Origin of the sequence: Caballeronia sp. Lep1P3 (genome assembly GCF_022879595.1) — a bacterium.
In the GTDB taxonomy this organism is placed as follows: Bacteria; Pseudomonadota; Gammaproteobacteria; order Burkholderiales; family Burkholderiaceae; genus Caballeronia.
Genome location: NZ_CP084265.1, coordinates 1,551,555 through 1,575,371 on the forward strand (window position 1 = coordinate 1,551,555; position 23,817 = coordinate 1,575,371).

Sequence of the window (23,817 nt, forward strand, 5' to 3'; positions counted from 1 at the left end):
CCCTCGCGTGGACGGTGATGGACGGTGATGGACGGTCCCGCACAGTGTCATCAGTGTACGGGTTACCGGACCGAAGTCGCGCTCGCGAACTCCGCATCGATCAACGAGCGCGATGCGGGCGCCGTCATGCCACCGTCAGAAGGTTTCCCAGTCGCCGCCCGCCGTCGACATTGCGGCAGGCTTCGCAGCGGCGGCCAGCGGTGCGCGCACAGGCGCCCTCGCCGTGCGCGGCGCGGCGCGCTTTCTCGCGGCATCCGTTGCAGTCGCTGTAACAGACAACGCAGCACTCGACGCAGCAGATGACGCAGCAAGCGGCGCGCCTTCCGTCATCTGAAAGACCGTGACGGCATCGCGAAGGCGCGCCGCCTGATCCTCGAGCGATTGCGCCGCGGCCGCCGCTTCCTCGACGAGCGCCGCGTTCTGTTGCGTGACTTCGTCCATCTGTGTGACCGCGCGCGACACCTGTTCGATGCCGCCCGTCTGTTCCGCCGACGCCGCCGCGATCTCGCCCATGATGTCGGTCACGCGCTGCACCGCGCCGATGATCTCGCTCATCGTGCGGCCCGCTTCGTCGACGAGCGCGGTGCCCGATTGCACGCGCGCGACGGAATCGTCGATCAGTTCCTTGATTTCCTTCGCCGCCGTCGACGAACGCTGCGCGAGATTGCGCACCTCGCCCGCGACGACCGCGAAGCCGCGCCCTTCCTCGCCCGCGCGCGCCGCTTCCACGGCCGCGTTGAGCGCGAGGATGTTGGTCTGGAACGCAATGCCCTCGATGATCGCGATGATGTCCGCGATCCGGGCCGAACTGCGGCTGATCTCGCCCATCGTATCGACGACCTGCGTGACGACCGCGCTGCCCTTGCCCGCGATCTGCGACGCATCGGCGGCAAGGGTGCTCGCCTGACGCGCGTTGTCCGCGTTCTGGCGGACCGTGCCGGTCAACTGCTCCATGCTGGATGCCGTTTCCTGCAACGCCGACGCCTGTTCTTCCGTGCGCGAAGAAAGGTCCGTGTTGCCCGCCGCGATCTGCTGCGTCGCCGATGCGATCGACTCGCTGCCCGAACGCACCGCGCGCACGGTGGAGAGCAGACTCGCGCGCATCTTCGCGAGACCTTCGAGCAAGAGGCCCATTTCATCGCGCGTGGTCACGACGACTTCGCGGCGCAGATCGCCCGCGGCGATGGCTTCGAAATGACCGAGCGCGGTTTCGAGCGGACGCGCGATCGCGCGCCGCAGCGATACCCACGCGAAAGCCGCCGCCGCAATGCCGAGCGCGATGGCCGCGAGACTCAGCGCACGGAACGACGCATAACGGCCTTGCGCGTCTTCGTAGCTCCCGCGCGATGCGTCGGTCAGAAACTTGCGCAGCGCGTCGTTGGCGTTCGAGAGATCGTTGTAGGCGAACTGCATCGCCTTGGCGGTTTCGATCATGCCCGCGTGATCGTCCGCCGCGATAGCCGCGAGTCCCTTATCGATGAGTCGCCGAAGCGCGAGCCGCTTCTCCTGCGACGCCTCGGCGAGCGCGCGCTCGCCCGGCGCCTGCGGCAGCGCCATGTAGTCCTTCCAGAACGCGTCGGCGCGCTCGCGCATCATGCGGGAACGTTCGACGGTCGCGGCGGTGTCGGCGGTGCCGGCGAGCAGCGCCGCGCGGTCGAAGACGAGCCGCTCGCGCGCCGCATACAGCTCCGTGTTGGCGACCGCCATCGCGCTCGGCATGTGCACGGAGTAGGTATCGCGGAAGGCGTCGTTGGTGCGGCCCATGCCGATGAGCCCGAACGCGCCGATCGCGATGAGCAGCGCGCCGAGAAACGCCATCGAGATGCCGATGCGGGCCTTGATCGTCAAAGCATTTTTCATGGATGTGTCCTGGTGCCGGGTTCGGATGCCGCGCGACGGATGCGCCGCAAGGCCGCGACGCGCGCATACCGGTGCGCAGCCGCTGATGATGTCAACGGCCGGCGGCGACAGGACTTGAGAAGGTTGTTTCCCTGATAGGGAAAACGACGCGTTGGCAGGCGCCGTTATTCAGCGGACGGTGAAAACTTATGCTGCGATTTCGCCGCGATGCGGAATGGAAGGCTGGGCGCCTTCGCGGGTGACGGCGAGCGCGGCGGCGCGCTGGCCGAAGGCGATCGCATCGGCGACGGCGCTGCCGCGCGCGAGTTCGGCCGCGAAACCGCCGATGAACGTATCGCCGGCGGCGGTGGTATCGACCGCTTCGACTTTCGGCGACGGCATGTGCTGCCCGGCGTCGTCGCCGTCCAGCAGCGCGAACACGCCCTGCGCGCCCAGCGTAATCACGACGTTGCGCGCGCCCTTTGCTTTCAGCGCGAGCGCGGCGCGGCGCGCGTCGTCGGGCGTGGCGATATCGATGCCCGAAAGCGTCGCCGCTTCGAGTTCGTTCGGGATCAGATAGTCGATGAGCGCGAACCAGTCGGCGGGCAACGCGCTCGCGGCGGGCGCCGGATTCAGAATCGTCGTGCGCGCGAGACGCCGTCCGGCCTCGAGCGCGGCGCGCACCGTCTCGGGCGGCGTTTCGAGCTGGCAGACGATCACGTCGGCGCGCGCGAGCATCGCTTCCTGCGCGTGCACGCTCGCCGGGCTCACCTGCGCGTTGCTGCCCGCGACGATCACGATCGCGTTCTGGCTCGCGTCATCGACGATGATGAGCGCCACGCCCGTCGGCGCGTCGGGGCTCGTCGCGAGCGCCGCGCAGTCGATGCCTTCCGCTTCGAGGCTCGCCTTGAGGATCGCGCCGTTCGGATCGTTGCCGACGCAGCCGATCATCGTGACGTGCGCGCCGAGACGCGCTGCCGCGACGGCCTGATTGCCGCCCTTGCCGCCCGGCACCTGCGCGAACGCGTGGCCGGCTAGCGTTTCGCCGGGCATCGGCAAACGTGGCGCGCGCGCGACGAGGTCCATGTTGAGGCTGCCGACCACGGTCACGCGAGCGCTCGCGCCGGAGCCGGAAAGTGCGTTGTCGCTCATCGCGATAGTTTCCTGCTTGCGTTCGTCATGCGGCATTGTCCGCGACGTCGCTGCCGTGCCCCGCTCGCGATTCGGGCGCCACCGCCGTCGATTCGCGGCGCACGAGGCGCGGCGCGACGACGCGGCGGCGCGTCGTGCCGGCGAGCTTGCCGACGATGCGCTCGATCAGCGTCTGCGCGGCCATTTCGCCGAGCGCGCGCACCGACTGGCCGACCGTCGACAGCGCGGGATACGTGTAGCGCGACAGTTCGACATCGTCGAAACCGATGATGGAGCAGTCCTCCGGCACGCGCACATGCCGCTCCGCCGCCGCCCGCAGCGCGCCAATGCCCATCATGTCGTTGCACGCGAAGATGGCGGTCGGCTTCATCGCGTCGAAAAGCTGTGCGGCGGCGGCATAACCGCCCGTCGCGGAAAAGTCGCTCTGGACGATGGCATTCGGCGCGATCTCGATGCCACGCTCGGCCATCGCGCGGATGAAACCGTGCAGGCGCATGGCGCTCACCGCCGTGACGACCGGCCCCGTGATGCAGCCGATCCGCGAGTGGCCGAGTTGCAGCAGGTGCTTGGTCGCGAGATACGCGCCCTTTTCGTGGTCGATCTGCACGAGATCGGCCGAGACGCCTTCGATGTTGCGGTCCACGATCACGAGCGGCTCGCGCGCCCCCGCTAGACACTGGGCGAGCACCGAATCCTCACCCGCCGATGCGATCACGAGGCCGTCGATGCGCTTTTCCTGCAACACACGCAAGTAGCTGCGCTGCTTCGCGGGATCGTCGTCGGAATTGCAGAAGAACACGCAGTAGCCGTTCTTCGCGCAGCCGTCCTCGACGCCGCGCGCGAGTTCGGCGAAGTACGGATTGGTCGCGTTCGGCACGAGCAGCCCGATGGTCGCGGTCGATTTCGCCTTGAGCGAGCGCGCGACCGCCGAGGGCACGTAGTCCAGCTCGCGGATGGCGCGCTCGACCTTCGCGCGCACGTCGGCCGATACGGGCCTCGAATTGTTCACTACGTGGGACACCGTCGTAAACGACACCCCGGCAATGGCTGCCACGTCTTTGATCGTCGCCATACATCGTCCTTCGCTTTTCCTGGTCCAACTGCTTTTATCGATCCGAGGCGTCCGCGCGCACGGCCCTCCCGTGCGCGTTGATTTCTGCCCGCTTGACCGCGTGCAAACGGATCGCCCGATCTCTCGTTTTTGCTTGCTGCCTGTTACCGCTTCACCGCGCCGCCTTCCCCGTGTCAGGCGGATGCTGCTTTTCCTGTCTCTTCGTTTCTCTTCGTCAGACGCGCTTGCGCCTGCTGCGATACGTGTCGAGCACGACCGCCACCACGATCACCGCGCCGGTGATGATGCGCTTGGTCGGCTCGTTCGCGCCGATCTGCGCGAGTCCCGCCGCCAGCACCGAAATGATGAGAACGCCGAAAAACGTGCTGATGACCGAGCCGCGCCCGCCCATGAGACTCGTTCCGCCGATCACCACCGCCGCGATCACCTGCAGCTCGACGCCCGCGCCCGCGTTCGGATCGGCGGCTTCGAGCCGGGAAATCTGAAAGAGCGCGGCGAGCCCGGAGAGCGCGCCCATCAGCGCGAACACGATCACCTTGTACGGACGCGGATCGACGCCCGCGAGCCGCACCGCTTCCTCGTTCGTGCCGATGCCTACGAGATAACGGCCGAAAATCGTCCGGGTCAAGACCCAGTGCGCGAGGATCATCACCGCGACCGCGATCAAAAACGCGGGCGAGATGCCGAACGCGATCGGATTGGACAGAAAATCGAAGGCATCGCCGATGTAGGCGGTGCGCGAGTTCGTCATCTGATACGCGAGCCCGCGCGCCGCTTCCAGCACGCCGAGCGACACGATGAACGACGGAATCCGCCACGCGACCGTAACGAGACCCGTCACCGTTCCGGTGAGCGCGGCGGCGGCGAGGCCGATCAGCGCCGCCGGAAACGCCGGCCAGTGCCATTTCAGCGCGGCCACGCTCACGACCGACGCGCCGAGCGCGAGCACCGAGCCGACCGACAAGTCGATTCCCGCGATGATCAGCACGAAGGTCATGCCGACCGACATCACGACGAGATCGGGAATCTGGTTCGCGATCGTGCTGAACGTGTCGTAGGTCAGAAAGTGCGAACTGAGCACCGAAAAGAGCGCGATCATCGCGGCAAGCGCGCCGGCGAGCCCGAGATAGTTCGAAAATCCGAGGCGCGTGCCCGCGCCTTTCGCGGTCTTGCCGCCCTTTTGCGCGTCGGCTGGCAAATTGGCCTGAGTCTCGCCTGTCATTCAGTGCTCCACGATGTTGTCTTGCGCGGGCGGCTTCGCGTCGGGCGCGAGCGGCTCGTGCATGATCGCCTCGCGCTTCGCATAGCCCGCGAACGCGGCGGCGAGCAGCGCGTCCTGCGTCCAGTTCGCGCGCTCGAAGATGCCCGTCATGCGTCCCGCCGACATCACGCCGATGCGGTCGCAAATCAGCATCAGCTCGCGCAGGTCGCTCGACACCACGACGAGCGCGCGGCCTTCGCGGGCGAGCGCGCCCATCAGCCCATAGATGTCGAATTTCGCGCCGACGTCGATGCCGCGCGTCGGTTCGTCGAAGAGCAGCACGCTGCCGGTTTGCCGCCCGCTGCGTGCAAGCCAGCGGCCGATCACCACTTTCTGCTGATTGCCGCCCGACAACTCCGATACCGCCTGCGCCGGGCCGGACGTGCGGATACGCATCGCGTCGATCTGCCGCTCGGCGAGCGCGGCTTCGCGGCGCGCGTCGATCACACCCTGGCGCGCCACCGCGCCCACGTTGCCGAGTGAAACGTTGGCGGCGATGGGCAGGCCGAGCAGCAGGCCCTCGCCCTTGCGGTCCTCCGTGATGAGCGCGATGCCGTTCGCCACCGCGTCGGATGGCGAGTCGATCTTCACACGGCGCAGTCCTCCGCCCGCGCGCGCAATCGACACGCTGCCCGCGTCCGCGCGGTCCGCGCCGTAGATGAGGCGCATCAGTTCCGTGCGGCCCGCGCCGATCAGCCCGCTCACGCCGAAAATCTCGCCCGCCCTGACTTCGAAGGACACATCGCGGACCGCGTGGCCGCGCGTCATGCCTTCCACTTTCAGCGCGACGCCGCCGATCCTGCGCTCGCCCAGATCGATGCGCTCGCCCAACTCGCGGCCGACCATCAGCGTGACGAGCTGATCGCTCGACAGCGCGTCCATCCTCCCGGCGTGCACGAGGCGTCCGTCGCGCAGCACGGCCACGCGCTCCGCGATGCGGCGCAATTCCTCCAGCCGGTGCGAGATGTAGACGAGCGCGACGCCGCGCGCCTTCAGCCGCGCGATCTGCTCGAAAAGCAGATCGACTTCGCGCGCGGTGAGCATCGCGGTCGGTTCGTCGAGAATCAGCACGCGGCAATCGCCGATCAGATTGCGCGCGATTTCCACCATCTGCTGATGGCCGATGCCGAGATCGCCGACGAGCGTGGCCGGGTCGATCGCGTCGAGGCCGACTTGCGCCATCGCGTGACGCGCGTCGTCGGCAAGACGCTTGCGGTCGATCCAGCCGATCTTCACGCGCCCTTTCTGCGGCAGCCGGTTCAGAAACAGGTTTTCCGCGACGGAAAGCGTCGGCAGAAGATTGAGCTCCTGCATCACCATGCGCACGCCGAGCGCTTCGGCTTCGGTGCGGCTTTGCGGGGCGTAAGGCGCGCCCGCGAGCGTCATCGTGCCCGCGCTCGGATGCGTGAGCCCGCCGATGATCTTCGAGAGCGTGCTCTTGCCCGCGCCGTTTTCGCCGGTCAACGCGAGGACCTCGCCAGGCATGAGCCCGAGCGATACGTCGGCGAGCACCGGCTCGACATACGTCTTGCCGATGCCCGTGACCGTCAGCACGCTGGCGTGGTCTGCGTCGTTCATAGTGGCAAAGGGTCGCTCAAGGCTCGTGCTGCATCCTCGCGGGTGGTTCGGTGGACGCCCGGCGACGGCGGCGCTCGATGCCTCGCGCCTTCGTCATCCGAGCGGGTTCGCGTGCGGTTTGCGTCGGGTTCGCGTCTGGTTTGCGTCGGGTTTGCGTCGGGTTTGCGTCGGGTTTGCGTCTTTAACGGCATGATGGCCGCGAACTTGAGGACGAACGGTTCGCCGCCTCACGCTCGCAGCCACGCATCACGCGTTGCCGCTCACTTCGTCACGAGATCGACGGGCGTTTCGACGACCGTCGAGAGTTCCGACTGCTTCTTGTGCCCCGCGATCGCTTTCAGCGCCACGTCGATGCCGAAGACCGCCTGCTTCGCCGCGTACTGGTCGGCGGTGGCGAGCACGCGGCCGTCCTTGAGCATCGGCTTGATCGCGTTGATGTTGTCGTAGCCGACCACCTGCACCTTGCCCGCCTTGCCCGCCGCGCGCACCGCCGACACCGCGCCGATCGCCATGTTGTCGTTGCCGCACAGCAGCGCCTTCACGTTCGGATTCGCGTTCAGAATCTGCGAGGCGACCGCGTTGCCCTTGTCGATTTCCCAGTCGCCCGACTGCAGCGCGACGACCTTCATGCCGGCCGCGTCCATCGCGTCCTTGAAGCCTGCGGTGCGCTGCTGGGCGTTGGTCGTCGTCGAGACGCCCTCGATGATGCCCACTTCGTCGCCCTTCTTGAGCCGCTTGGCGAGATAGTCGCCGACCTGGCGAGCGCCCTTGCGGTTGTCCGGCCCGACGAACGGCACGTTCAGGTCCTTCGACTTGAGCACGTCCTGATCGAGCCGGTTGTCGATGTTCACGACGATGATGCCCGCATCCGCCGCCTTCTTGATGACGGGCACGAGCGCTTTCGAATCGGCTGGCGCGATCACGATCGCATCGACCTTCGAGACGATCATCTGCTCGACGATGCGGATTTGCGCGGCCGTGTCGGTCTCGTCCTTGATGCCGTTGGTGATGAGATCGAACTTGCCGCTGTTGTGCTGCTGATAGTCTTTCGCGCCGTTTTCCATCGTGAGGAAAAACTCGTTGGCGAGCGATTTCATCACGAGCGCGACCTTGGGCTTGCCGCCGCTCTGCGCGAACGCGGGCGACGACGCAAATGGCAGCGCCGCGCACGCGGCGAGCGCGACGGCGGCGGACAGGACGCGACGGCGAATGGTCGAATTCATGCGGATCTCCTCCAGGCTTTCGTTTGTGTTGTCGGCGCATGGCGTGAACCGGGCGCGGCTTCTCCAGCGCGCGGGCGCGGCGGTTCAACGTTTGCCGTCGTCGATTCTCGTTGGTGGCGCGTGCGCGGTCAATCGGGCTAACGTGTACTGCGCGCTTAGGACACGCTTGGCGCTTGCCCGATCGCGCGCGGCTACAGTTCTCCGACGGACTCGCCTTCCACTTCGCCGTCGACGATCCGGCGTCCGTAATCGATGCCCGCGCGCGTGGCGTCGATCGGGCTTTCGAACGGTTCCTGATCGGGCACGCCGAACATCGCGGAGCGGCCGCTTTCGCCCGCTGCGCTGCGGGAAATGGTAACGAAGATGTCGAAGTGGCGCGGACCGTCTTCGGGTTCGTCGCGCTCTTTCGCGCGGCGCATGGCCTGAACATGGATTTCAAAGCCCTTGTAATGATCGGCGAGCGGCGTAGACATGAAGCGGCTCCTTCTTTCGTGAGGGAAGCGGCGAGCGCCTGCGGAAATGACGTTATCGCACACTCAGTTGAAAATCGCTTTGCCATAATGCGCGGGCGAGTGCCGATACTCGCTCATTCAACAAAAATCGTCATTCACTCAGGGAGCGTTACATGAGCATTCGAGCTACTGCCGTCATCGCCGTTTTGAGTCTCGCGCTGGGCGCGAACGCCTCGTTTGCGGCCAACAGCCAGCAATCGAAAATGTCCGACTGCAACAAACAGGCGAGCGACAAGAAAGGCGACGACCGCAAGGCGTTCATGAAAAGCTGCCTGTCGAGCGCGTCCGCGCCCGCCGCCGCGTCCGCGCCGATGACCCAGCAGCAGCGCATGAGCGCGTGCAACACTCAGGCGTCGGGCAAGAAAGGCGACGACCGCAAGGCGTTCATGAAGAGTTGCCTGAGCAGCAAGGGCTGAAACGTTTCGCGCTTTCGTTCGTAGAAGACGCGCCGCGCCGTTCGCGCGCGGCCACGCTCTTTCCGCTTTGCGCTGCCTGCCAGCGGATATTGCACTGCACCCAAGCAAGTGATTCGCAGCGTCGTCGTTTTCTCATAAGATGGCGCGAAGGCGGCCCTTCGAAGATCAATACAAGAAACACGCCATCGGCCGCCGTTCGTCTAGCGTGGCGCGAAGCCTCGCGTGGAGGCAACGGATGGCATGGAAACAGAAGAACCGCTGGTTCCGGCGATGGCTGGTGACGATCACCTTCTGGGCCGTGCCCGTGATGATCGTCGCGGTCAACGAAGTGCGCGAGGAGATGGCCTACAACACGGTGGATCTCCAGAAGTCGCTCTCGACATGGGAACTGACCGACGCGCAGCGGGCCACCGGTGCCGCCGCGCGCTGTCACGGCGCGCCGGACGAGGCGCGCGCCGCGGGCTGCCCCGCCGACATCCTGCTGGCCAATGCGTCGAAGCACCAGGAAGCGCTCGACGAATACGCGCATCGCAAGGCGACGCTCGCTGACTATCTGTGGCACGCGTTCGTCGGCTATTGGGTGGTGCCGGCCCTGTTTCTGCTTGCCGTCGGCATGGTGATCGGCGGCATCAAACGGGCGTTGAGACGCCCGCAGCGCGCGACTGCGCCTACTCCTCCTACGAAAGTAAAAACGACGAGCCAGTGAAACGACGCGTCCGGGTACGGTCGTTGCTACTCGCTACGGCGGCGTTTTTGCCGTCACCGTGAACGGCGAGGCGAAATCGATGCAGGGCTTCAGGCAGCGGCGACAAGGAAAGCGGTCAAAAGTGGGAGATTGTCACGTCACGGCAATGTTCCGGACGAGGCGAGGCGCGTTGCGCGCGCCGCACACGGGCGATCCCTGCCCCGGCGAGACTCGCGTTTCCTTGTCGCTGTGCTATAACTTGGCGTGCCTCACCCTCCCGCTCTATGGGGTTTCCTAAATTCCACGATGGAGAACAATGATGCAAAGACGAAACTTCATGCTCAAGTCGACGGCCGTGTTGGCGCTGGGAGGCCTCGCGCTTGCCGGTTGCACGACGAATTCGAACACCGGCGCTGAAAAAGCGGCCGGCAACGCCGACGACCGCCGCTCTATCGACGCCGATGTCGACGGCACGATCCAGCGCCTCTACGCAACCGTTCCCGGCTCGCGCGAACTGGTCGCGAAGTCGCGCGGCATTCTGGTGTTCCCGTCGGTGATTCAGGCGGGCTTCATCGTCGGCGCGCAATACGGCAAGGGCGCGCTGCGCGTGGGCGGCGGCACCGTCGGCTATTACAGCACGACCTCCGGCTCGTTCGGCCTGCAGGCGGGCGCGCAGTCGAAGGCGCTGATCTTCCTGTTCATGACGCAGGACGCGCTCGACAAATTCCGCAATTCCGATGGCTGGTCCGCGGGCGCCGACGCATCGGTTGCGCTCGTGAAGATGGGCGCGAACGGCGCCGTCGATACGACCACCGCCACGAAGCCGGTCGAAGCGTTCGTGCTGACGAACGCGGGCCTCATGGCCGACGTGTCGCTGCAAGGCACGAAGGTGTCGCGCCTCAAGATGTAACGCACGCGCGTTCTTCGGTCGGCTAAAAGCATGACCGCCGTGCGGCGCGACTCAGGTCGCGCCGCACGGCGGTTTTTTTCTTGGCGATCAAGTGCTGGCGCGATCGATCAGCTTGAACCGCGCGCGCTTCTGGGCGCGGACGACTGCCTGATACGCATCGAGATACTGGCGCGCCATCCGATGCGACGTGAAGCGCTCCTCGAAGCGCCTGCGCACGCCCTCGCGCGGCAGCGTATGCAGCCGGTTCACGGCGGCGACCGCGCCGATCTCGTCCTCGACGATGAACCCCGACACGCCCTCGTCCACCACTTCCGGCACCGCGCCGCGATTGAACGCGATCACCGGCGTGCCGCACGCCATCGCCTCGATCATCGCGAGGCCGAACGGCTCCGGCCAGTCGATCGGAAACAGAAGCGCGTGCGCGCCCGAGAGGAAGTCGGCTTTCTGGCTGTCGTTGATTTCGCCGATGAATTCGACGTAAGGCAGTTCCAGCAGCGGCGCGATCTCGCGCTCGAAGTACTCGTGGTCGGCGGCATCGACCTTGGCGGCGATCTTGATTGGCAAACCGCAGCGCCCGGCGATGCGAATCGCCGTATCGACGCGCTTTTCCGGCGAAATGCGCCCGAGAAACGCCAGGTACTTCTGCTCGACCGGTTGCGGCACGTAGAGCTTTTCGGGCAGCCCGTGATACACGGTCGAGATCCACTTCGCCTGCGGCAGCGGATGACGCTGCGAATCCGAAATGGACACGACCGGCGCGGTGTTGAACGTGTCGAACACCGGCTGCTGCTCGGGCAAGTCGAGCCGTCCGTGCAGCGTCGTGATGAAAGGCGTCTCCTGCCGGTTGAACAGCGAAAACGAGTAATAGTCCATGTGGAAGTGCAGCACGTCGAACTCTTCGGCGCGACGGCGCACCAGTTCCATCAGCAACATGTGCGGCGCGATGCGGTCCCGGATGGCCGGATCGAGGCGCAGCGCGCGCGGCCAGACGGCTTCGAGCTTCGCCGTGGTCTGCGAATCGCCGGTTGCGAAGAGCGTGACATCGTGGCCTAGCTCGACGAGCGCCTCGGTGACATAGGACACGACGCGTTCGGTGCCGCCGTACAGCTTCGGCGGGACGGATTCGGTCAGCGGGGCAATCTGGGCAATTCTCATCGTTCTCGTCTCCATGCGATTTTTCGAGCCGCAGGCGTGCGTGCGCGCGCTCGTGTGTTCGTCGCGCGGAATCGAGTATGACAGCAGGCCGTAAGCCGGGCTAACGAGGTTTCCCCGAAGTCGCCTGTGCGTCCCGAACGCGCGATGACTGATTATCGCGGGGCAAACGCCGAGCGTAGACACCGGCTTGCACTTTCAGCCCTCTGTTACAGGCGGGAAACAATCGTTTCCAGCGGCTGTTACCGGCGCCGCACGCCGCGCAGGTCGGCGATGAAGTTGTCGCGCCAGACGCCCAGATTGTGCTTGCGCAGCGCCGCCATGTTGGTTTCGTAGCGCTCGCGGCGCTCGGCGAGCGGCATCGCGAGGGAACGCCCGAGCGCGTCGCTCATGCCGACGACATCGTGCGGGTTGACCATCACCGCGCCCGTCATCTCGCCCGCCGCGCCCGCGAACTGCGAGAGCACGAGCACGCCGGGATCGTCCGGATTCTGCGCCGCGACGTATTCCTTCGCGACGAGATTCATGCCGTCGCGCAACGGCGTCACCAAGCCGATCTGCGACTCGCGAAAAAGCGACATCAGTTTCCAGCGGTCGTAGCGCTGATTGAGGTAGCGGATCGGCGTGTAGTCGAGGCCGGAATACCGCCCGTTGATGCGCCCCGCTTCGTATTCGAGGTTCTGGCGAATCTGCTGATACGTTTCGACATCCGAACGCGTAGGCGGCGCGATCTGCACGAGCGTGACGTTGCCGCGCCATTCCGGCGACTTCTCCAGAAAATGCTCGAAGGCGCGAAAGCGTTCGACGAGGCCCTTGGAATAATCGAGCCGGTCCACGCTCATGATGAGCTTGCGGCCTTCGAGACTTTGCTTCAGATCCATCACGTCCTGCCGCGCTTCGCCGCGCTGCGCCTGTTCCGCGATTTCATCGGGAAATACGCCGATGCGATACACGCCCGTCTTCAGGCTCCGCCCGAACGCTTCGACGCGGCCATCGTCGGTCGCGGTGCCGTGCGCGTGCCGCACGACGTAGTCGTGAAACGCGATCTGGTCGCCTTCGGTCTGAAAGCCCACGACGTCGTAGCAGCACAGCGAACGCACGAGTTCCTCGTGCGGCGGAATGTTCAGCAAGATCTGCGGCGACGGAAACGGAATGTGCAGAAAGAAGCCGATGCGGTTGGTGATGCCCGCGCTGCGCAGCGCTTCGGCGGACGGGATCAGGTGATAGTCGTGCACCCAGATGACGTCGTCGGGCTCGAGCAGCTTGATGAGCTTGTGCGCGAGCCACGAATTCACGCGGCGGTAGCCCGCGTACTCGTCGCGATCGTAGACGGCGAGATCGTTGCGATAGTGGAAGACGGGCCATAGCATCGCGTTGGAGAAGCCGCGATAGTACTGGTCGTAGTCCTTCTTCGGCAGCCCCACGGTGGCGAAGGTCACGGCGCCGTCCTGCACGAGCGCCGGGCCCTGATTCGCGACGCTTTCGCTCACTACGTCCCCGCTCCATCCGAACCAGACGCCGCCGCTGTCCTTGAGCGCGCCGAACACGCCGACGGCGAGCCCGCCTGCGGAGCCCTTGGTTTCGGTCGGCGTGGCGACCCGGTTGGATACGACGACGAGACGGCTCATGTGCATTCCTCTTGCGATTTTTTGTCTGACTTGCGTGACCAGTGTCTTCTTTTTCGACTAGCAAACCCCGTGCGGGTTTCCAAACTGGTGCGCAGTGTCAGGCTGGCGAGAAGCGGCCCGAGCCGAATCGGAGGCGCGCCCGCCTCAAGTCAGCGTTCCACCTTGCACGGAAACGCCTTGCCAAGTCCGAGCGAGACCATCGTGGTGGCGTTGAAGCTCGCCCTGTCGGGATTATCGGCGATGTACTTGCGCACCGCGTCCGTGAGTTGCTGCGGCTTCACGTCGGCCGGCAGGCAGAAGTACTGGCCGACCTGCGGCCCGGTCGTCCCGCCGATCGCTTCGATGGTGTTGTACACGCCATCGGCCGCGCCTTCGATGTAGGCGGCGCAGGCCGTGCGCGAATTGGGATCGGTCTTGGTGCACAGCTTGTTGAGATCGTTGCCGGTGAAAGCGAACGCGCAAAGCGGCGTCGCGAGTGCACAGGCGATGACGAATTCCCGCAGCATGATCTTCCTTTTCTGTTGAGCGGCGGCTCGATGCGGCGGGTTCGCCGCGCCTCGCCGCTCTTCGCCTGTTCTATGGGGTTGCGGCGTTATTTTGACCCATTTGCGCCGCTTTGCGCAGCGCCGCCCTGCATGGCGTCGAGGCGCGCCTGCAGGCCCTCGGCGACATCCTTTTCGTTGTATTTGCGGGCGAAGTCCACGGCGGTCATGCCGAGCTGGTTCTTCACGCGCAGGTCGGCGCCCTCGTCGAGCAGCAGCTTGCATGTCGACAGATGCCCGCCGCGCGCCGCCATCATGAGCGGCGTGGTGCCGTTGGGCGACGCCGCGTCGATATACGCCGAATGGTCGACGAGAATCTTCACGATGTCGTCGTGGCCGTTGGTCGCCGCGTAATGCAGCGGCGTCCAGCCCTTCTTGTTCACTTCGGCTTCCTTCGCGATCAGCAGGTTCACGAAGTTGGCGTCGCCGTTGAGCGCGGCGATCATCATCGCGTTTTCGCCGGCGGCGTCGAGTTTTTCGAGGTCGATGTTCGGGTTGTCGGCGAGCAGCTGGCCGACCTTGTCGGATTTCTCGCGCGCCGCGATCACGAGGATCGGCGCGCCGGTGTTATCGACGGTATTCGGGTCCGCGCCTTGTGCGAGTTGTTTCTTGACCGACGAGATGTCGTCGAACTTCACGGCCTTGATGAGCGAGTCCACGGACGCGGCCCAGACCGGCTGGACGAATGCGCAGGCGGCGACGAGCGCGCCCGCGAAAAGGCCGCGCACGGCGGCGCGGTTGCGCGCGCCCGTTGCGCCGCGAGTGGAAACGATCGGGGAATTGTTCATGATGGACCTTCGGATTGCGTTGAGACAGCGGTTCGCCGGGGGCTTGTCACGCGAAAGCGGGATTCGCCGGGCGAGGGATCTTGAAAAGCCGGAAGAAGTTGTCGGTCGTGGCTGCCGCGACCGCTTCGTCGGTTTCCTCGCGCAACTGCGCGATGAAACGTCCGACATAACTCACGTAAGCAGGTTCATTCGGCTTGCCGCGATACGGCACCGGCGCGAGATACGGCGAATCGGTTTCGATCAGAAGGCGCTCGAGCGGCACGCGCCGCGCGACATCCTGCACGTCGGTGGCCTTCTTGAACGTGACGATGCCCGACAGCGAGATATGAAAGTTTTGCGCGAGCGCGGCTTCGGCCACTTCCCACGGCTCGGTGAAGCAGTGCATCACGCCGCCCGGCACGCTCGCACGCTCTTCCTGCATGATGCGCAACGTGTCGTCCGACGACGAGCGCGTATGGATGATGAGCGGCTTGCCCGTCGCGTGCGCGGCGCGGATGTGCGTGCGAAAGCGCTCGCGCTGCCATTCCATGTCGGCGATGCTGCGGCCTTCGAGCCGATAGTAGTCGAGCCCCGTCTCGCCGATCGCGCAAACTTTCGGATGCGCCGACAGTTCGACCAGTTCGGCCACGCTCGGCTCCTTCGCGTCCTCGTGGTCCGGATGCACGCCGACCGACGCGTACACGTTCTCGCAGCGCTCGGCGATATCGAGCACGGAAGGCAGCGTCTCCAGATCGACGGAAACGCACAGCGCATGCGTGACCGCGTGCTCGCGCATCTTGTCGAGCACGTCGGGCAGGCGGTCGGCGAGCCCTTCGAAGTTGATGTGACAGTGCGAATCGACGAACATCCGGTGCTCCTTTTGCCTCTATTGCTTCACTTTGTGGTCTGCGCTTCAGGCCGCAGCCGCCATGCCAGGCTTCGCCGCGCCATCGAGCCGCAGGCCGAGAATGACGAGATCGCGCTCGACGCCATCGAGCATCGCGACGCGCGGCAGCGTCCCCCACGCCGTGAAGCCGAAGCTCGCGAAGAGCCGCATGCTCGGCTCGTTATGCCCGAACACGAAGCCGAGCACCGTATCGACATCGAGCGACGGCGCGCGGTCGATGGCTTCGCGCAGCAGCTTCTTGCCGAGACCCTTGCCGCGCGCGCGTTCGTCCAGATAGATGCTGACTTCGACGGTGCGCGCATAGGCCGGGCGGCCATAGAAATCCGAAAAACTCAGCCACGCGATGACGTCGCCGCCCTCTTCCACGACCCACAAGGGCCGGGCGTGCGGGCCGTGCGAATGGAACCACGCGAGGCGGCTTTCGACGCTGACCGGATCGAGGTCCGCCGTCACCTGCCGCGAGGCGATCGTCGAGTTGTAGATGGCGACGATGGCGGGAAGATCGTCGAGCGTGGCGTCGCGGTACGTGAGGCTCATAGGCGAATAGCGTGAGAGATCAGGCGGTGAAAATCCCGCGATACGCGAGAAACAGTTCTTCGAACACGAGCCGCGCGTTCAGCGGATGGTTTTCCACCGCGCGCTGCCGCGTGACCGTCTTGATGCAGCGGGCGAGCGCGGCGGGATCGGCGCTTTGCGCGCAGCGCGCGAGCGCCTTGGACGCGCCGGGGAAATAGCGCGGCCGGCCGGCCGTGCGCTCCGCGAGCACGTCGTACAGCCAGCGCTGCAGCCAGCCGAGCACCATCGGCACCGGCAGCTTCTGGAGGTTTTCTCCGCACGCGAAGGCATCGCAGTTCGGGCCGGCCGCGAGTTGCGCGAGCGCGAAATCGCGCAGCGCGCGGTTTTCGTCGCGGGCCAGCGCGAGCGCGGCGAGCGGCGCGCCGCCCGCTTCGGCGAGCAGGCCGGCGGCATCGTCGATACCTTGCGAGGCGAGCCACGCGCGCGCCGCGTCCGGCTCCGGCACGCTCATCGGCCACTGACGGCAGCGGCTGATGATGGTCGGCAAAAGCCGGTCGATGCGCGCCGACACCAGCAAGAAAACGACGCCCGCAGGCGGTTCTTCGAGCGTCTTCAGAAGCGCGTTCGCCGCCGCGACATTGAGCGCCTCGGCCGGATACATCAGCACGACGCGCATGCCGCCGCGATGCGAGCCGACGCCGCAGAAGTCCAACAGCGCGCGCACCTGCTCGATCTTGATTTCCTTGCTGGGCGCGCGGGTCTTCTTGCCTTCGCCGTCGTCGGATTTATCGGCGGATGGGTCGTCAGTACCGGCGACAGCCGCGAGCCCGGCTAACGCCTCGGGCAGCACCGCGCGGTAATCCGGATGATTGCCCTGCGAGAACCACAGGCACGCCGGGCACGTCCCGCACGGCTCGCCATTCGCGGCGGGCTGCTCGCACAAAAGCCCCTGCGCGAGATGCTGCGCGAACTGCAGCTTGCCGATGCCCGCCTCTCCGTGCAGCAGGAGCGCGTGCGGCCAGTGCGCGCGCAGTTGCGCAATGCGTTGCCAATCGTCGGTTTGCCAGGGGTAGATCATCGCTTCGGCGGTCGGTTTGGTCGGTCGGGATCAGAGGCTTGCGATGACGTCGCCGAGCTGCTTGCGGATCGCGTCGATGGACTGCGAGGAATCCACGACGGCGAAGCGCTGCGGCGATTCCGCCGCGCGGCGCAGATACTCGGCGCGCGTGCGCTCGAAGAACGCCTGCGATTCGCTCTCGAACTTGTCGGGCGCGCGTGCGGACGAGCGGCGCTCGCTCGCGGTGTCCGTGGGAATGTCGAAGAGCACGGTCAGATCGGGCTGGAAACCGCCCTGCACCCAGCGCTCGAGCGCCTCCAGCTTGTCGCGCGGCAGGCCGCGCCCGCCGCCCTGATACGCGAAAGTGGCATCGGAGAAGCGGTCGGACAGCACCCAGTCGCCGCGCGCGAGCGCTGGCTCGATGACCTGCGCGAGATGCTCGCGGCGCGCGGCGAACATGAGGAGCGCTTCCGTCTCCAGATCCATCGGCTGATTCAGCAAAATGCCGCGCAGCGTTTCGCCGAGCGCGGTGCCGCCGGGTTCGCGCGTCATCACGACATGGCGGCCGCTCGCCGCGATCCGCGCTTCGAGCTGCTCGCGGAACCAGTCGAGATGCGTGGTCTTGCCCGCGCCGTCGATGCCTTCGAACGTGATGAACTTGCCCCGCGCCATTCATTGACCCCGGATGTACTTGTCGACGGCCCTGTTGTGGTCGCCCAGATTGTCGGAAAAGAAGCTGCTGCCGTCGCCGCGCGCGACGAAATAGAGCGCGCTGCTCGCAGCCGGGTTCAGTGCGGCGTTGAGCGCGGCCACGCCGGGCAGCGCGATCGGCGTCGGCGGCAGGCCCATGCGCGTGTAGGTATTGTACGGAGTGTCGGTTTGCAGGTCTTTTTTCTTCAGATGACCGTCGTAGGCGGGGCCTAACCCGTAGATCACGCTCGGATCGGTCTGCAGCGGCATGCCGATGCGCAGCCGGTTGGCAAACACCGCGGCCACGAGGGGCCGGTCGGATGCGCGCCCCGTTTCCTTCTCGACGATCGACGCCATGATGAGCGCGTCGTAAGGCGTCTTGTAAGGCAGGTTCGGCGCGCGCGTCGCCCAGGCTTCGGCGAGGCGCTTTTGCATCGTGCGATACGCGCGCTTGTAGACGGTGAGATCGCTCGTGCCCTTGTCGAAGAGATACGTGTCCGGGAAGAAGAGGCCTTCCGCGCACGCCTTGTCCACTTCGCTCGCGCCGATGGCCCGCAGCAGGTCGACATCGCTCATGCCGGCCGTGTCGTGCGCGAGCGCGGGATTGCCGTCCAGTTCGCTGCGCATTTTCTGCAGCGTCCAGCCTTCGATGACGGTCGCGACATATTCGTTCACGTCGCCGCGCGCGATCTTTTGCAGCACTTCGTAAGGCGTAATGCCGCTCTTGAATGCGTAATTGCCGGATTTCAGTTGCGCGGACAGGCCGAGCGCGCGGGTCATCAGCACGAAAAGCTCCGGCTCGACGGGCACGCCGCCGCGAATCAATTGCGCGCTCACGCTGCGCAGGCTGCTGTGAGGCTTGATGGTGACGTCGAGTTCGGCGGGCGACAAGGTCATCGGACGATTGGCCCAGTAATAGACGCCGCCCGCGACGGCCACGGCAAGCATCGCGGCGAACACCGCCGCCACGACGCATTTCTTCAGAAAGGACATGCGAAACACGCTCGAGATAAGACCAATATAATAACTTGCCCGTCTGTGCCGGCGCGGGATTGGCCGGCACCGTTTGCATCGACCGTTTGCATCGACCGTTTGCATGTCCCTTCGCACCGATGCTTTGCATCGACACCTCGCATCGACACTTCGCGACCTCATGAATTCCCAGACCACTTCCCTCGCCGCCGCCGATTTCGAAGCCGTCCGGACCGCGGGCGTCCACATTCCGCTCACGCAGTTCGGCGTGATCGACGTCAGGGGCGAAGACGCCGCTGCGTTCCTGCACAACCAGATCACCAACGACGTCCAGCATCTCGACGCCTCCACCGCGCGTCTCGCGGGCTACTGTTCGCCCAAGGGCCGCCTGCTCGCTTCGTTTCTGATGTGGCGCACGGCCGACGCGGTGCGTCTTCTGATTCCGCATGACGTTCAGGCGCCCGTGCAGAAGCGCCTGTCGATGTTCGTGCTGCGCGCAAAGGCGAAGCTCGCGGACGCCTCGCCGGAAGTCGCCGCCGTCGGCTTTGCGGGCGACGTGCGCGCCGCGCTCTCCGGCATCTTCGACGCACTGCCCGATGGCGTGCACGTCAAGGTCGAAGGTCCGCATGGCGCGCTGATCCGCGTGCCGGATTCGGCGAACCGTCCGCGCTTTCTGTGGGTCGGCCCGAAAGCGGACATCGAGGCGCAATTGCCGAGGCTCGACGAAAAGCTCCACCGCGGGAGCGCCGAACTGTGGGACTGGCTCGACATTCACGCGGGCGAGCCGCGCATCACGCAAGCGACGGTCGAGCAGTTCGTCCCGCAGATGGTCAATTTCGACGTGCTCGGCGGCGTGAACTTCAAGAAGGGCTGCTATCCGGGACAGGAAGTGGTCGCGCGCAGCCAGTATCGCGGCACGATCAAGCGGCGCACCGCGCTCGCGCACGGCGAGGCGGCCACGCCCGGCGCGGAGCTTTTCCATTCCGACGATCCCGGCCAGCCGTGCGGGATGGTCGTGAACGCGGCCCCCGCCGAGCGCGGCGGCGTGGATTGCCTCGTCGAAATCAAGCTCGCGGCGCTCGACAACGGCGCGGTGCACGTCGGTTCCGCCGATGGCCCGCGCCTCGAATTCCTGCCGCTGCCCTACGCGTTTCCCGCCGACGCCTGAGCGATCATGTGCCTCATCGTCTTCGACTGGCAGCCGGACGCACAATCCGACGCGGGTGTGCACGACGGCCGCGCGCTGCTGACGCTTTCTGCGAACCGCGACGAGTTCTTTCGCCGCGACGCCGACCCGATGCACTGGTGGACCGACGCGCCCGGCGTGCTGGCGGGCCGCGATCTGGCGGGCGGCGGTACGTGGCTCGGCGTGAGCCGCGACGGGCGCTTCGCCGCGCTCACGAACTATCGCGCGCCCGCCGACATGCGCGCCGATGCGCCCACGCGCGGCACGCTCGTGAGCGGCTATCTCGCCGGCGAGCGGATCGCGCCGCTCGATTATCTGCGGCGCGTGGCGGAAAACGGGCATCGCTACAACGGCTTCAACCTGCTGTGCGGCGACTTCACGCGGCGCGAACTCGGCTGGTACGGAAATCGCGCCGACGCGCCGCCCGCATTGCTCGACGCAGGCGTGCACGGCTTGTCGAACAGCCTGCTCAATACGCCGTGGCCGAAGCTCGTCGCGCAGCGCGACGCGCTCGCCGATCTCATCCACGCCCGCGAGCATCCGCCGCTCGACGTGCTGATCGACACGCTGCGCGATCCGCGCATGGCCGACGACGCGTCGCTGCCGTCCACCGGCATTTCCGTCGAGCGGGAGCGCGTGCTATCGGCGGCGTTCATCGAGACGCCGGAATACGGCACGCGCAGCACGACCGCACTACGCGTCGCGCCGCGCGCGTCGGGTCTTGCGCTCGACATCAAGGAGCGCAGCGACGACGACGGCTCGCATCGCATCGTGCGGCCGGGGCGCTTCGAGCGGGCGTTCGCGTTCGATATCGCCTGAGTCGGGACCGGGCAAGCGTCAGCTCGCGAGCGCCGCCCGCAACGCCCTCACCGCGTCTTCATGCGCGCGCGCCACTTCCGGCACGAATCCGCCCATTTTGAAGAACTCGTGGATCATGCCTTCGTAGCGCGCGAGCGTGACCGGCACGCCCGCGTGCTCGAGCTTCGCGGCATACGCGAGGTCTTCGTCGTAGAGCGGATCGTGATCCGCCGCCGCGATCCACACGGGCGCGACGCCTGCGAAATCCGGCTGGCCGCCCGCCGCATCGAGCGGGGCGAAGCGCCAGTCGTCGCGATCGCGGTCATCGCGCAGATATTGCGCGAAGAACCACTGGATCGTCTCGCCCGAGAGCAGATAGCCTTGCGCGAGCCGCGCATGCGATTCGCTCGCCTGATGCGCGCTCGTGCCGGGATAGATCAGGAGTTGCAGCCGCAGCGCGATGCCCGCGTCGCGCGCAAGGACCGCGCAGACGGTGGCGAGCGTGCCGCCCGCGCTGTCGCCGCCGATCGCGAGCCGCGCAGCATCGATGCCGAGCGTCGGCGCTTCGCGCGCGAGCCATTGCAGCGCGTCGAAGGCATCGTTCACGGCAACCGGAAACTTGTGTTCGGGCGCGAGTCGGTAATCGACCGATACGACCGCGCAAGCCGCGTCATGCGCGAACTTGCGGCAGAGCGCATCGTGCGTCTCGATACTGCCGACCGTGAAGCCGCCGCCATGCAGATAGAGCAGCGCGGCGGCAGGCTCGGCCCAGTTCGGCGTGACCGGATGATAGACGCGCACGCCGATTTCGAAGCCATCGCGCGTGGGAATGCGCAAGTCTTCCACGGCATGCATCGGCAGCGGCGCGATATCGAGGATCGGCGCGCTCATCGCGTAGGCGGCGCGCGCCTGTTGCGGCGTCAGCGTGTGATACGGCGGGCGGTTCGCGCGCGCGACCATCTCAAGGATTTGCGCGATTTTTGGATTGAGCGGCATCGAGGAAGCAGGCAGCGAGGCAGAAGGGTCACGATAATGCCACGAAGCCTTCAGCCACGGTGTTTGAGCGACATCGGATCGGTCGGGTTGCGCAGTTGCGCGATGTCGTCGAGCCGAAGGTGAACGGACGGCATGATGTTCGGATGCGTGATGACGTAGAAACGGCCCTCGCGCACGGCATCGAACGTCATGTCGGCGACGTCGCGCGCGGACAGCCGCCCGCCTTCGACGGCCCGCGCGAGTTGCCTCGCCGCCATCTTCTGCGAAGCCGTGAGCGGCGCATCGTTGGCGAGCGCGCCGGGACGCGAGCGCTCGGCATCGGCGATGCCGGTCGGCACGAACGCCGGGCACAGCAGCGACACGCCGATGGACGCGCCCGCGAGCCGCAAGTCGTGATACAGCGTCTCCGTGATCGCGACGACCGCATGCTTCGATGCGTTGTAGACGCCCATCGCGGGCGCGGCGAGCAGGCCCGCCACAGACGCCGTGTTGACGATATGCGCGGGTTCGCTTTGCTTGAGCATGATCGGCGTGAAGGCGCGCAAGCCGTTGACCACGCCCATCACGTTCACGCCGAATACCCATTGCCAGTCTTGCGCGCTGTTCTCCCACACGAAGCCGCCCGCGCCGACGCCCGCGTTGTTGAAGAGCAGATGCACGGCGCCGAACGCATCGAGCGTGGCGAGCGCGAGCGCATCGACCTGGCTTGCGTCGGATACGTCGGTCGGCACGGCGAGCGCTTCGGCGCCCTGTGTGCGTGCTGCATCGACGGTGGCGGCGAGCGCGGCGGCGTCGACATCGGCGAGCACGAGCTTCATGCGGAGCGACGCGCCTTTGAACGCGAATTCGCGGCCAAAGCCGCTGCCCGCGCCGGTGATGACGGCGACCTTGCCCTCGAAACGATCCACGCGATTCTCCTTCTTGCGTCTTGCGCTCAGACGAGCTTCACGAGCTGCTTGCCGAAGTTCTTTCCGCGCAAGAGGCCGAGGAACGCTTGCGGCGCGTTTTCGATGCCCTGCGCGATGCTCTCGCGATACTTGAGCTTGCCGCTCGCGATGCCTTCGCCGAGTTCCTTCAGCGCGCGCGGCCACACGTCCATGTGTTCGCTGACGATGAAGCCTTGTACTTTGAGGCGCTGAGAGAGAATGAGCGCGGGCGCTTTCATCGGCAGCGGCTTGCCGTCGTAGCCCGAAATCATCCCGCATACCGCGATGCGCCCGAACGCGTTCATGCGCGCGAACACCGCATCGAGCACTTCGCCGCCCACGTTCTCGAAGTAGCCATCGACGCCGTCCGGCACGGCGGCCTTGAGATCGTCGTAAAGTCTGCCGGCTTTATAGTCAACGCACGCGTCGAAGCCGAGCGTCTCGACGACATAGCGGCACTTCTCCTCGCCACCCGCGATGCCGACTGCGCGGCATCCCGCCGCCTTCGCGAGTTGCCCGACGACGCTGCCGACCGCGCCGCTCGCCGCCGACACGACCACCGTCTCGCCCGCTTTCGGCTCGATGATGCCGTTGAGCCCGTACCACGCGGTCACGCCCGGCATGCCGGCCGCGCCGAGATACGCGGAAAGCGGCACATGCGTCGTATCGACGACGCGCAGGCCACTGCCGTCCGACGTGCCGTATTCCTGCCAGCCGAACATGCCGACCACCCGATCGCCCGCTTTGAACGCCGGATTGCGCGACTCGATCACTTCGCCCGCGGTGCCGCCGATCATCACTTCGTCGAGCGGCTGCGGCGGCGCGTAGGACTTCGTGTCGTTCATGCGTCCGCGCATGTAGGGATCGAGCGAGAGAAAGTGGTTGCGCACGCGCACCTGGCCGTCTTCGAGCGGCGGCAGCGGCGTCTCCACGAGCCTGAAGTTGTCGACCGACGCCTCGCTTTGCGGACGCGAAACGAGCAGCACCTGACGATTCATCCGTGCGTCTGCCATACGATTTCTCCTTGCTTGC

General features: G+C 66.2%; 24 protein-coding genes. 5 read left to right on the forward strand and 19 right to left on the reverse strand.

Going from position 1 to position 23,817, the window contains the following annotated elements:
- Window positions 1–135: 135 nt before the first annotated feature.
- From LDZ27_RS07285 to LDZ27_RS07315, 7 genes are all read right to left on the reverse strand, one after another.
- Window positions 136–1,860, reverse strand: coding sequence for a methyl-accepting chemotaxis protein (locus LDZ27_RS07285; protein WP_244813470.1), 1,725 nt, complete (start codon window positions 1,858–1,860; stop codon window positions 136–138).
- Window positions 1,861–2,046: 186 nt separating this feature from the next.
- Window positions 2,047–2,991 (reverse strand): ribokinase, encoded by a 945-nt coding sequence (rbsK, locus tag LDZ27_RS07290; protein WP_244813471.1) that lies wholly within the window; start codon window positions 2,989–2,991, stop codon window positions 2,047–2,049.
- A gap of 25 nt (window positions 2,992–3,016) precedes the next feature.
- A complete protein-coding gene (locus tag LDZ27_RS07295; protein ID WP_244813472.1) occupies window positions 3,017–4,063 on the reverse strand; it encodes a LacI family DNA-binding transcriptional regulator in 1,047 nt (348 codons plus the stop codon).
- A gap of 214 nt (window positions 4,064–4,277) precedes the next feature.
- Window positions 4,278–5,285, reverse strand: coding sequence for an ABC transporter permease (locus tag LDZ27_RS07300; protein ID WP_244813473.1), 1,008 nt, complete (start codon window positions 5,283–5,285; stop codon window positions 4,278–4,280).
- Window positions 5,286–6,902 (reverse strand): sugar ABC transporter ATP-binding protein, encoded by a 1,617-nt coding sequence (locus LDZ27_RS07305; protein ID WP_244813474.1) that lies wholly within the window; start codon window positions 6,900–6,902, stop codon window positions 5,286–5,288. It abuts the gene before it with no gap.
- A 260-nt stretch (window positions 6,903–7,162) separates the two neighbouring features.
- Window positions 7,163–8,125, reverse strand: a complete 963-nt coding sequence (locus LDZ27_RS07310; RefSeq protein WP_244813475.1) for a sugar ABC transporter substrate-binding protein — start codon at window positions 8,123–8,125, stop codon at window positions 7,163–7,165.
- 191 nt (window positions 8,126–8,316) lie between these two features.
- Complete coding sequence (locus tag LDZ27_RS07315) at window positions 8,317–8,598, reverse strand: hypothetical protein (RefSeq protein WP_244813476.1); 282 nt, start codon at window positions 8,596–8,598, stop codon at window positions 8,317–8,319.
- A 152-nt stretch (window positions 8,599–8,750) separates the two neighbouring features.
- Here LDZ27_RS07315 and LDZ27_RS07320 point away from each other — a divergent pair, with 152 nt between their 5' ends.
- The 3 genes from LDZ27_RS07320 (at window position 8,751) to LDZ27_RS07330 (ending at window position 10,648) form a co-directional block, all read left to right on the forward strand.
- The gene (locus LDZ27_RS07320; protein WP_244813477.1) at window positions 8,751–9,053 is read left to right on the forward strand and encodes a PsiF family protein; all 303 of its coding nucleotides are present in this window, start codon (window positions 8,751–8,753) and stop codon (window positions 9,051–9,053) included.
- A gap of 235 nt (window positions 9,054–9,288) precedes the next feature.
- Complete coding sequence (locus LDZ27_RS07325; RefSeq protein ID WP_244813478.1) at window positions 9,289–9,759, forward strand: hypothetical protein; 471 nt, start codon at window positions 9,289–9,291, stop codon at window positions 9,757–9,759.
- A gap of 298 nt (window positions 9,760–10,057) precedes the next feature.
- Window positions 10,058–10,648 carry a YSC84-related protein gene (locus LDZ27_RS07330; RefSeq protein ID WP_244816072.1) on the forward strand — a complete coding sequence of 197 codons (591 nt, stop codon included), beginning with the start codon at window positions 10,058–10,060 and terminating at the stop codon, window positions 10,646–10,648.
- Between the two features lie 87 nt (window positions 10,649–10,735).
- Here LDZ27_RS07330 and LDZ27_RS07335 read toward each other — a convergent pair whose 3' ends face one another.
- The 9 genes from LDZ27_RS07335 to mltG form a co-directional block, all read right to left on the reverse strand.
- Window positions 10,736–11,803 (reverse strand): glycosyltransferase family 4 protein, encoded by a 1,068-nt coding sequence (locus tag LDZ27_RS07335; protein WP_244813479.1) that lies wholly within the window; start codon window positions 11,801–11,803, stop codon window positions 10,736–10,738.
- Window positions 11,804–12,042: 239 nt separating this feature from the next.
- The gene (gene otsA / locus LDZ27_RS07340) at window positions 12,043–13,428 is read right to left on the reverse strand and encodes an alpha,alpha-trehalose-phosphate synthase (UDP-forming) (protein WP_244813480.1); all 1,386 of its coding nucleotides are present in this window, start codon (window positions 13,426–13,428) and stop codon (window positions 12,043–12,045) included.
- Window positions 13,429–13,577: 149 nt separating this feature from the next.
- Window positions 13,578–13,934 carry a Rap1a/Tai family immunity protein gene (locus LDZ27_RS07345; protein ID WP_244813481.1) on the reverse strand — a complete coding sequence of 119 codons (357 nt, stop codon included), beginning with the start codon at window positions 13,932–13,934 and terminating at the stop codon, window positions 13,578–13,580.
- An 86-nt stretch (window positions 13,935–14,020) separates the two neighbouring features.
- The gene (locus tag LDZ27_RS07350; protein ID WP_244813482.1) at window positions 14,021–14,758 is read right to left on the reverse strand and encodes an ankyrin repeat domain-containing protein; all 738 of its coding nucleotides are present in this window, start codon (window positions 14,756–14,758) and stop codon (window positions 14,021–14,023) included.
- A 46-nt stretch (window positions 14,759–14,804) separates the two neighbouring features.
- On the reverse strand, window positions 14,805–15,605 hold the full coding sequence (locus LDZ27_RS07355) for a TatD family hydrolase (protein ID WP_244813483.1): 801 nt from the start codon (window positions 15,603–15,605) through the stop codon (window positions 14,805–14,807).
- 45 nt (window positions 15,606–15,650) lie between these two features.
- Entirely contained in the window at window positions 15,651–16,181 is a 531-nt protein-coding gene (locus LDZ27_RS07360) for a GNAT family N-acetyltransferase (RefSeq protein WP_244813484.1), read from the reverse strand.
- A gap of 19 nt (window positions 16,182–16,200) precedes the next feature.
- Window positions 16,201–17,238 carry a DNA polymerase III subunit delta' gene (locus LDZ27_RS07365; protein ID WP_244813485.1) on the reverse strand — a complete coding sequence of 346 codons (1,038 nt, stop codon included), beginning with the start codon at window positions 17,236–17,238 and terminating at the stop codon, window positions 16,201–16,203.
- A 30-nt stretch (window positions 17,239–17,268) separates the two neighbouring features.
- Window positions 17,269–17,889: a dTMP kinase gene (gene tmk / locus LDZ27_RS07370; protein ID WP_244813486.1), complete on the reverse strand. Its 621-nt coding sequence runs from the start codon at window positions 17,887–17,889 to the stop codon at window positions 17,269–17,271.
- Complete coding sequence (mltG, locus tag LDZ27_RS07375) at window positions 17,890–18,900, reverse strand: endolytic transglycosylase MltG (protein WP_244813487.1); 1,011 nt, start codon at window positions 18,898–18,900, stop codon at window positions 17,890–17,892.
- Between the two features lie 160 nt (window positions 18,901–19,060).
- On the opposite strand from mltG, the gene LDZ27_RS07380 reads away from it, so the two are divergent.
- Window positions 19,061–20,047 (forward strand): folate-binding protein YgfZ, encoded by a 987-nt coding sequence (locus LDZ27_RS07380; RefSeq protein WP_244813488.1) that lies wholly within the window; start codon window positions 19,061–19,063, stop codon window positions 20,045–20,047.
- A 6-nt stretch (window positions 20,048–20,053) separates the two neighbouring features.
- Window positions 20,054–20,884: an NRDE family protein gene (locus tag LDZ27_RS07385; protein WP_244813489.1), complete on the forward strand. Its 831-nt coding sequence runs from the start codon at window positions 20,054–20,056 to the stop codon at window positions 20,882–20,884.
- An 18-nt stretch (window positions 20,885–20,902) separates the two neighbouring features.
- On the opposite strand, the gene LDZ27_RS07390 is transcribed toward LDZ27_RS07385, so the two are convergent.
- The 3 genes from LDZ27_RS07390 to LDZ27_RS07400 are packed head-to-tail and all read right to left on the reverse strand — an operon-like array spanning window position 20,903 to window position 23,798.
- Window positions 20,903–21,859 carry an alpha/beta hydrolase gene (locus LDZ27_RS07390; protein WP_244813490.1) on the reverse strand — a complete coding sequence of 319 codons (957 nt, stop codon included), beginning with the start codon at window positions 21,857–21,859 and terminating at the stop codon, window positions 20,903–20,905.
- A 50-nt stretch (window positions 21,860–21,909) separates the two neighbouring features.
- Entirely contained in the window at window positions 21,910–22,767 is an 858-nt protein-coding gene (locus tag LDZ27_RS07395; protein WP_244813491.1) for an SDR family oxidoreductase, read from the reverse strand.
- Window positions 22,768–22,793: 26 nt separating this feature from the next.
- The gene (locus LDZ27_RS07400; RefSeq protein WP_244813492.1) at window positions 22,794–23,798 is read right to left on the reverse strand and encodes an NADP-dependent oxidoreductase; all 1,005 of its coding nucleotides are present in this window, start codon (window positions 23,796–23,798) and stop codon (window positions 22,794–22,796) included.
- Window positions 23,799–23,817 lie beyond the last annotated feature (19 nt).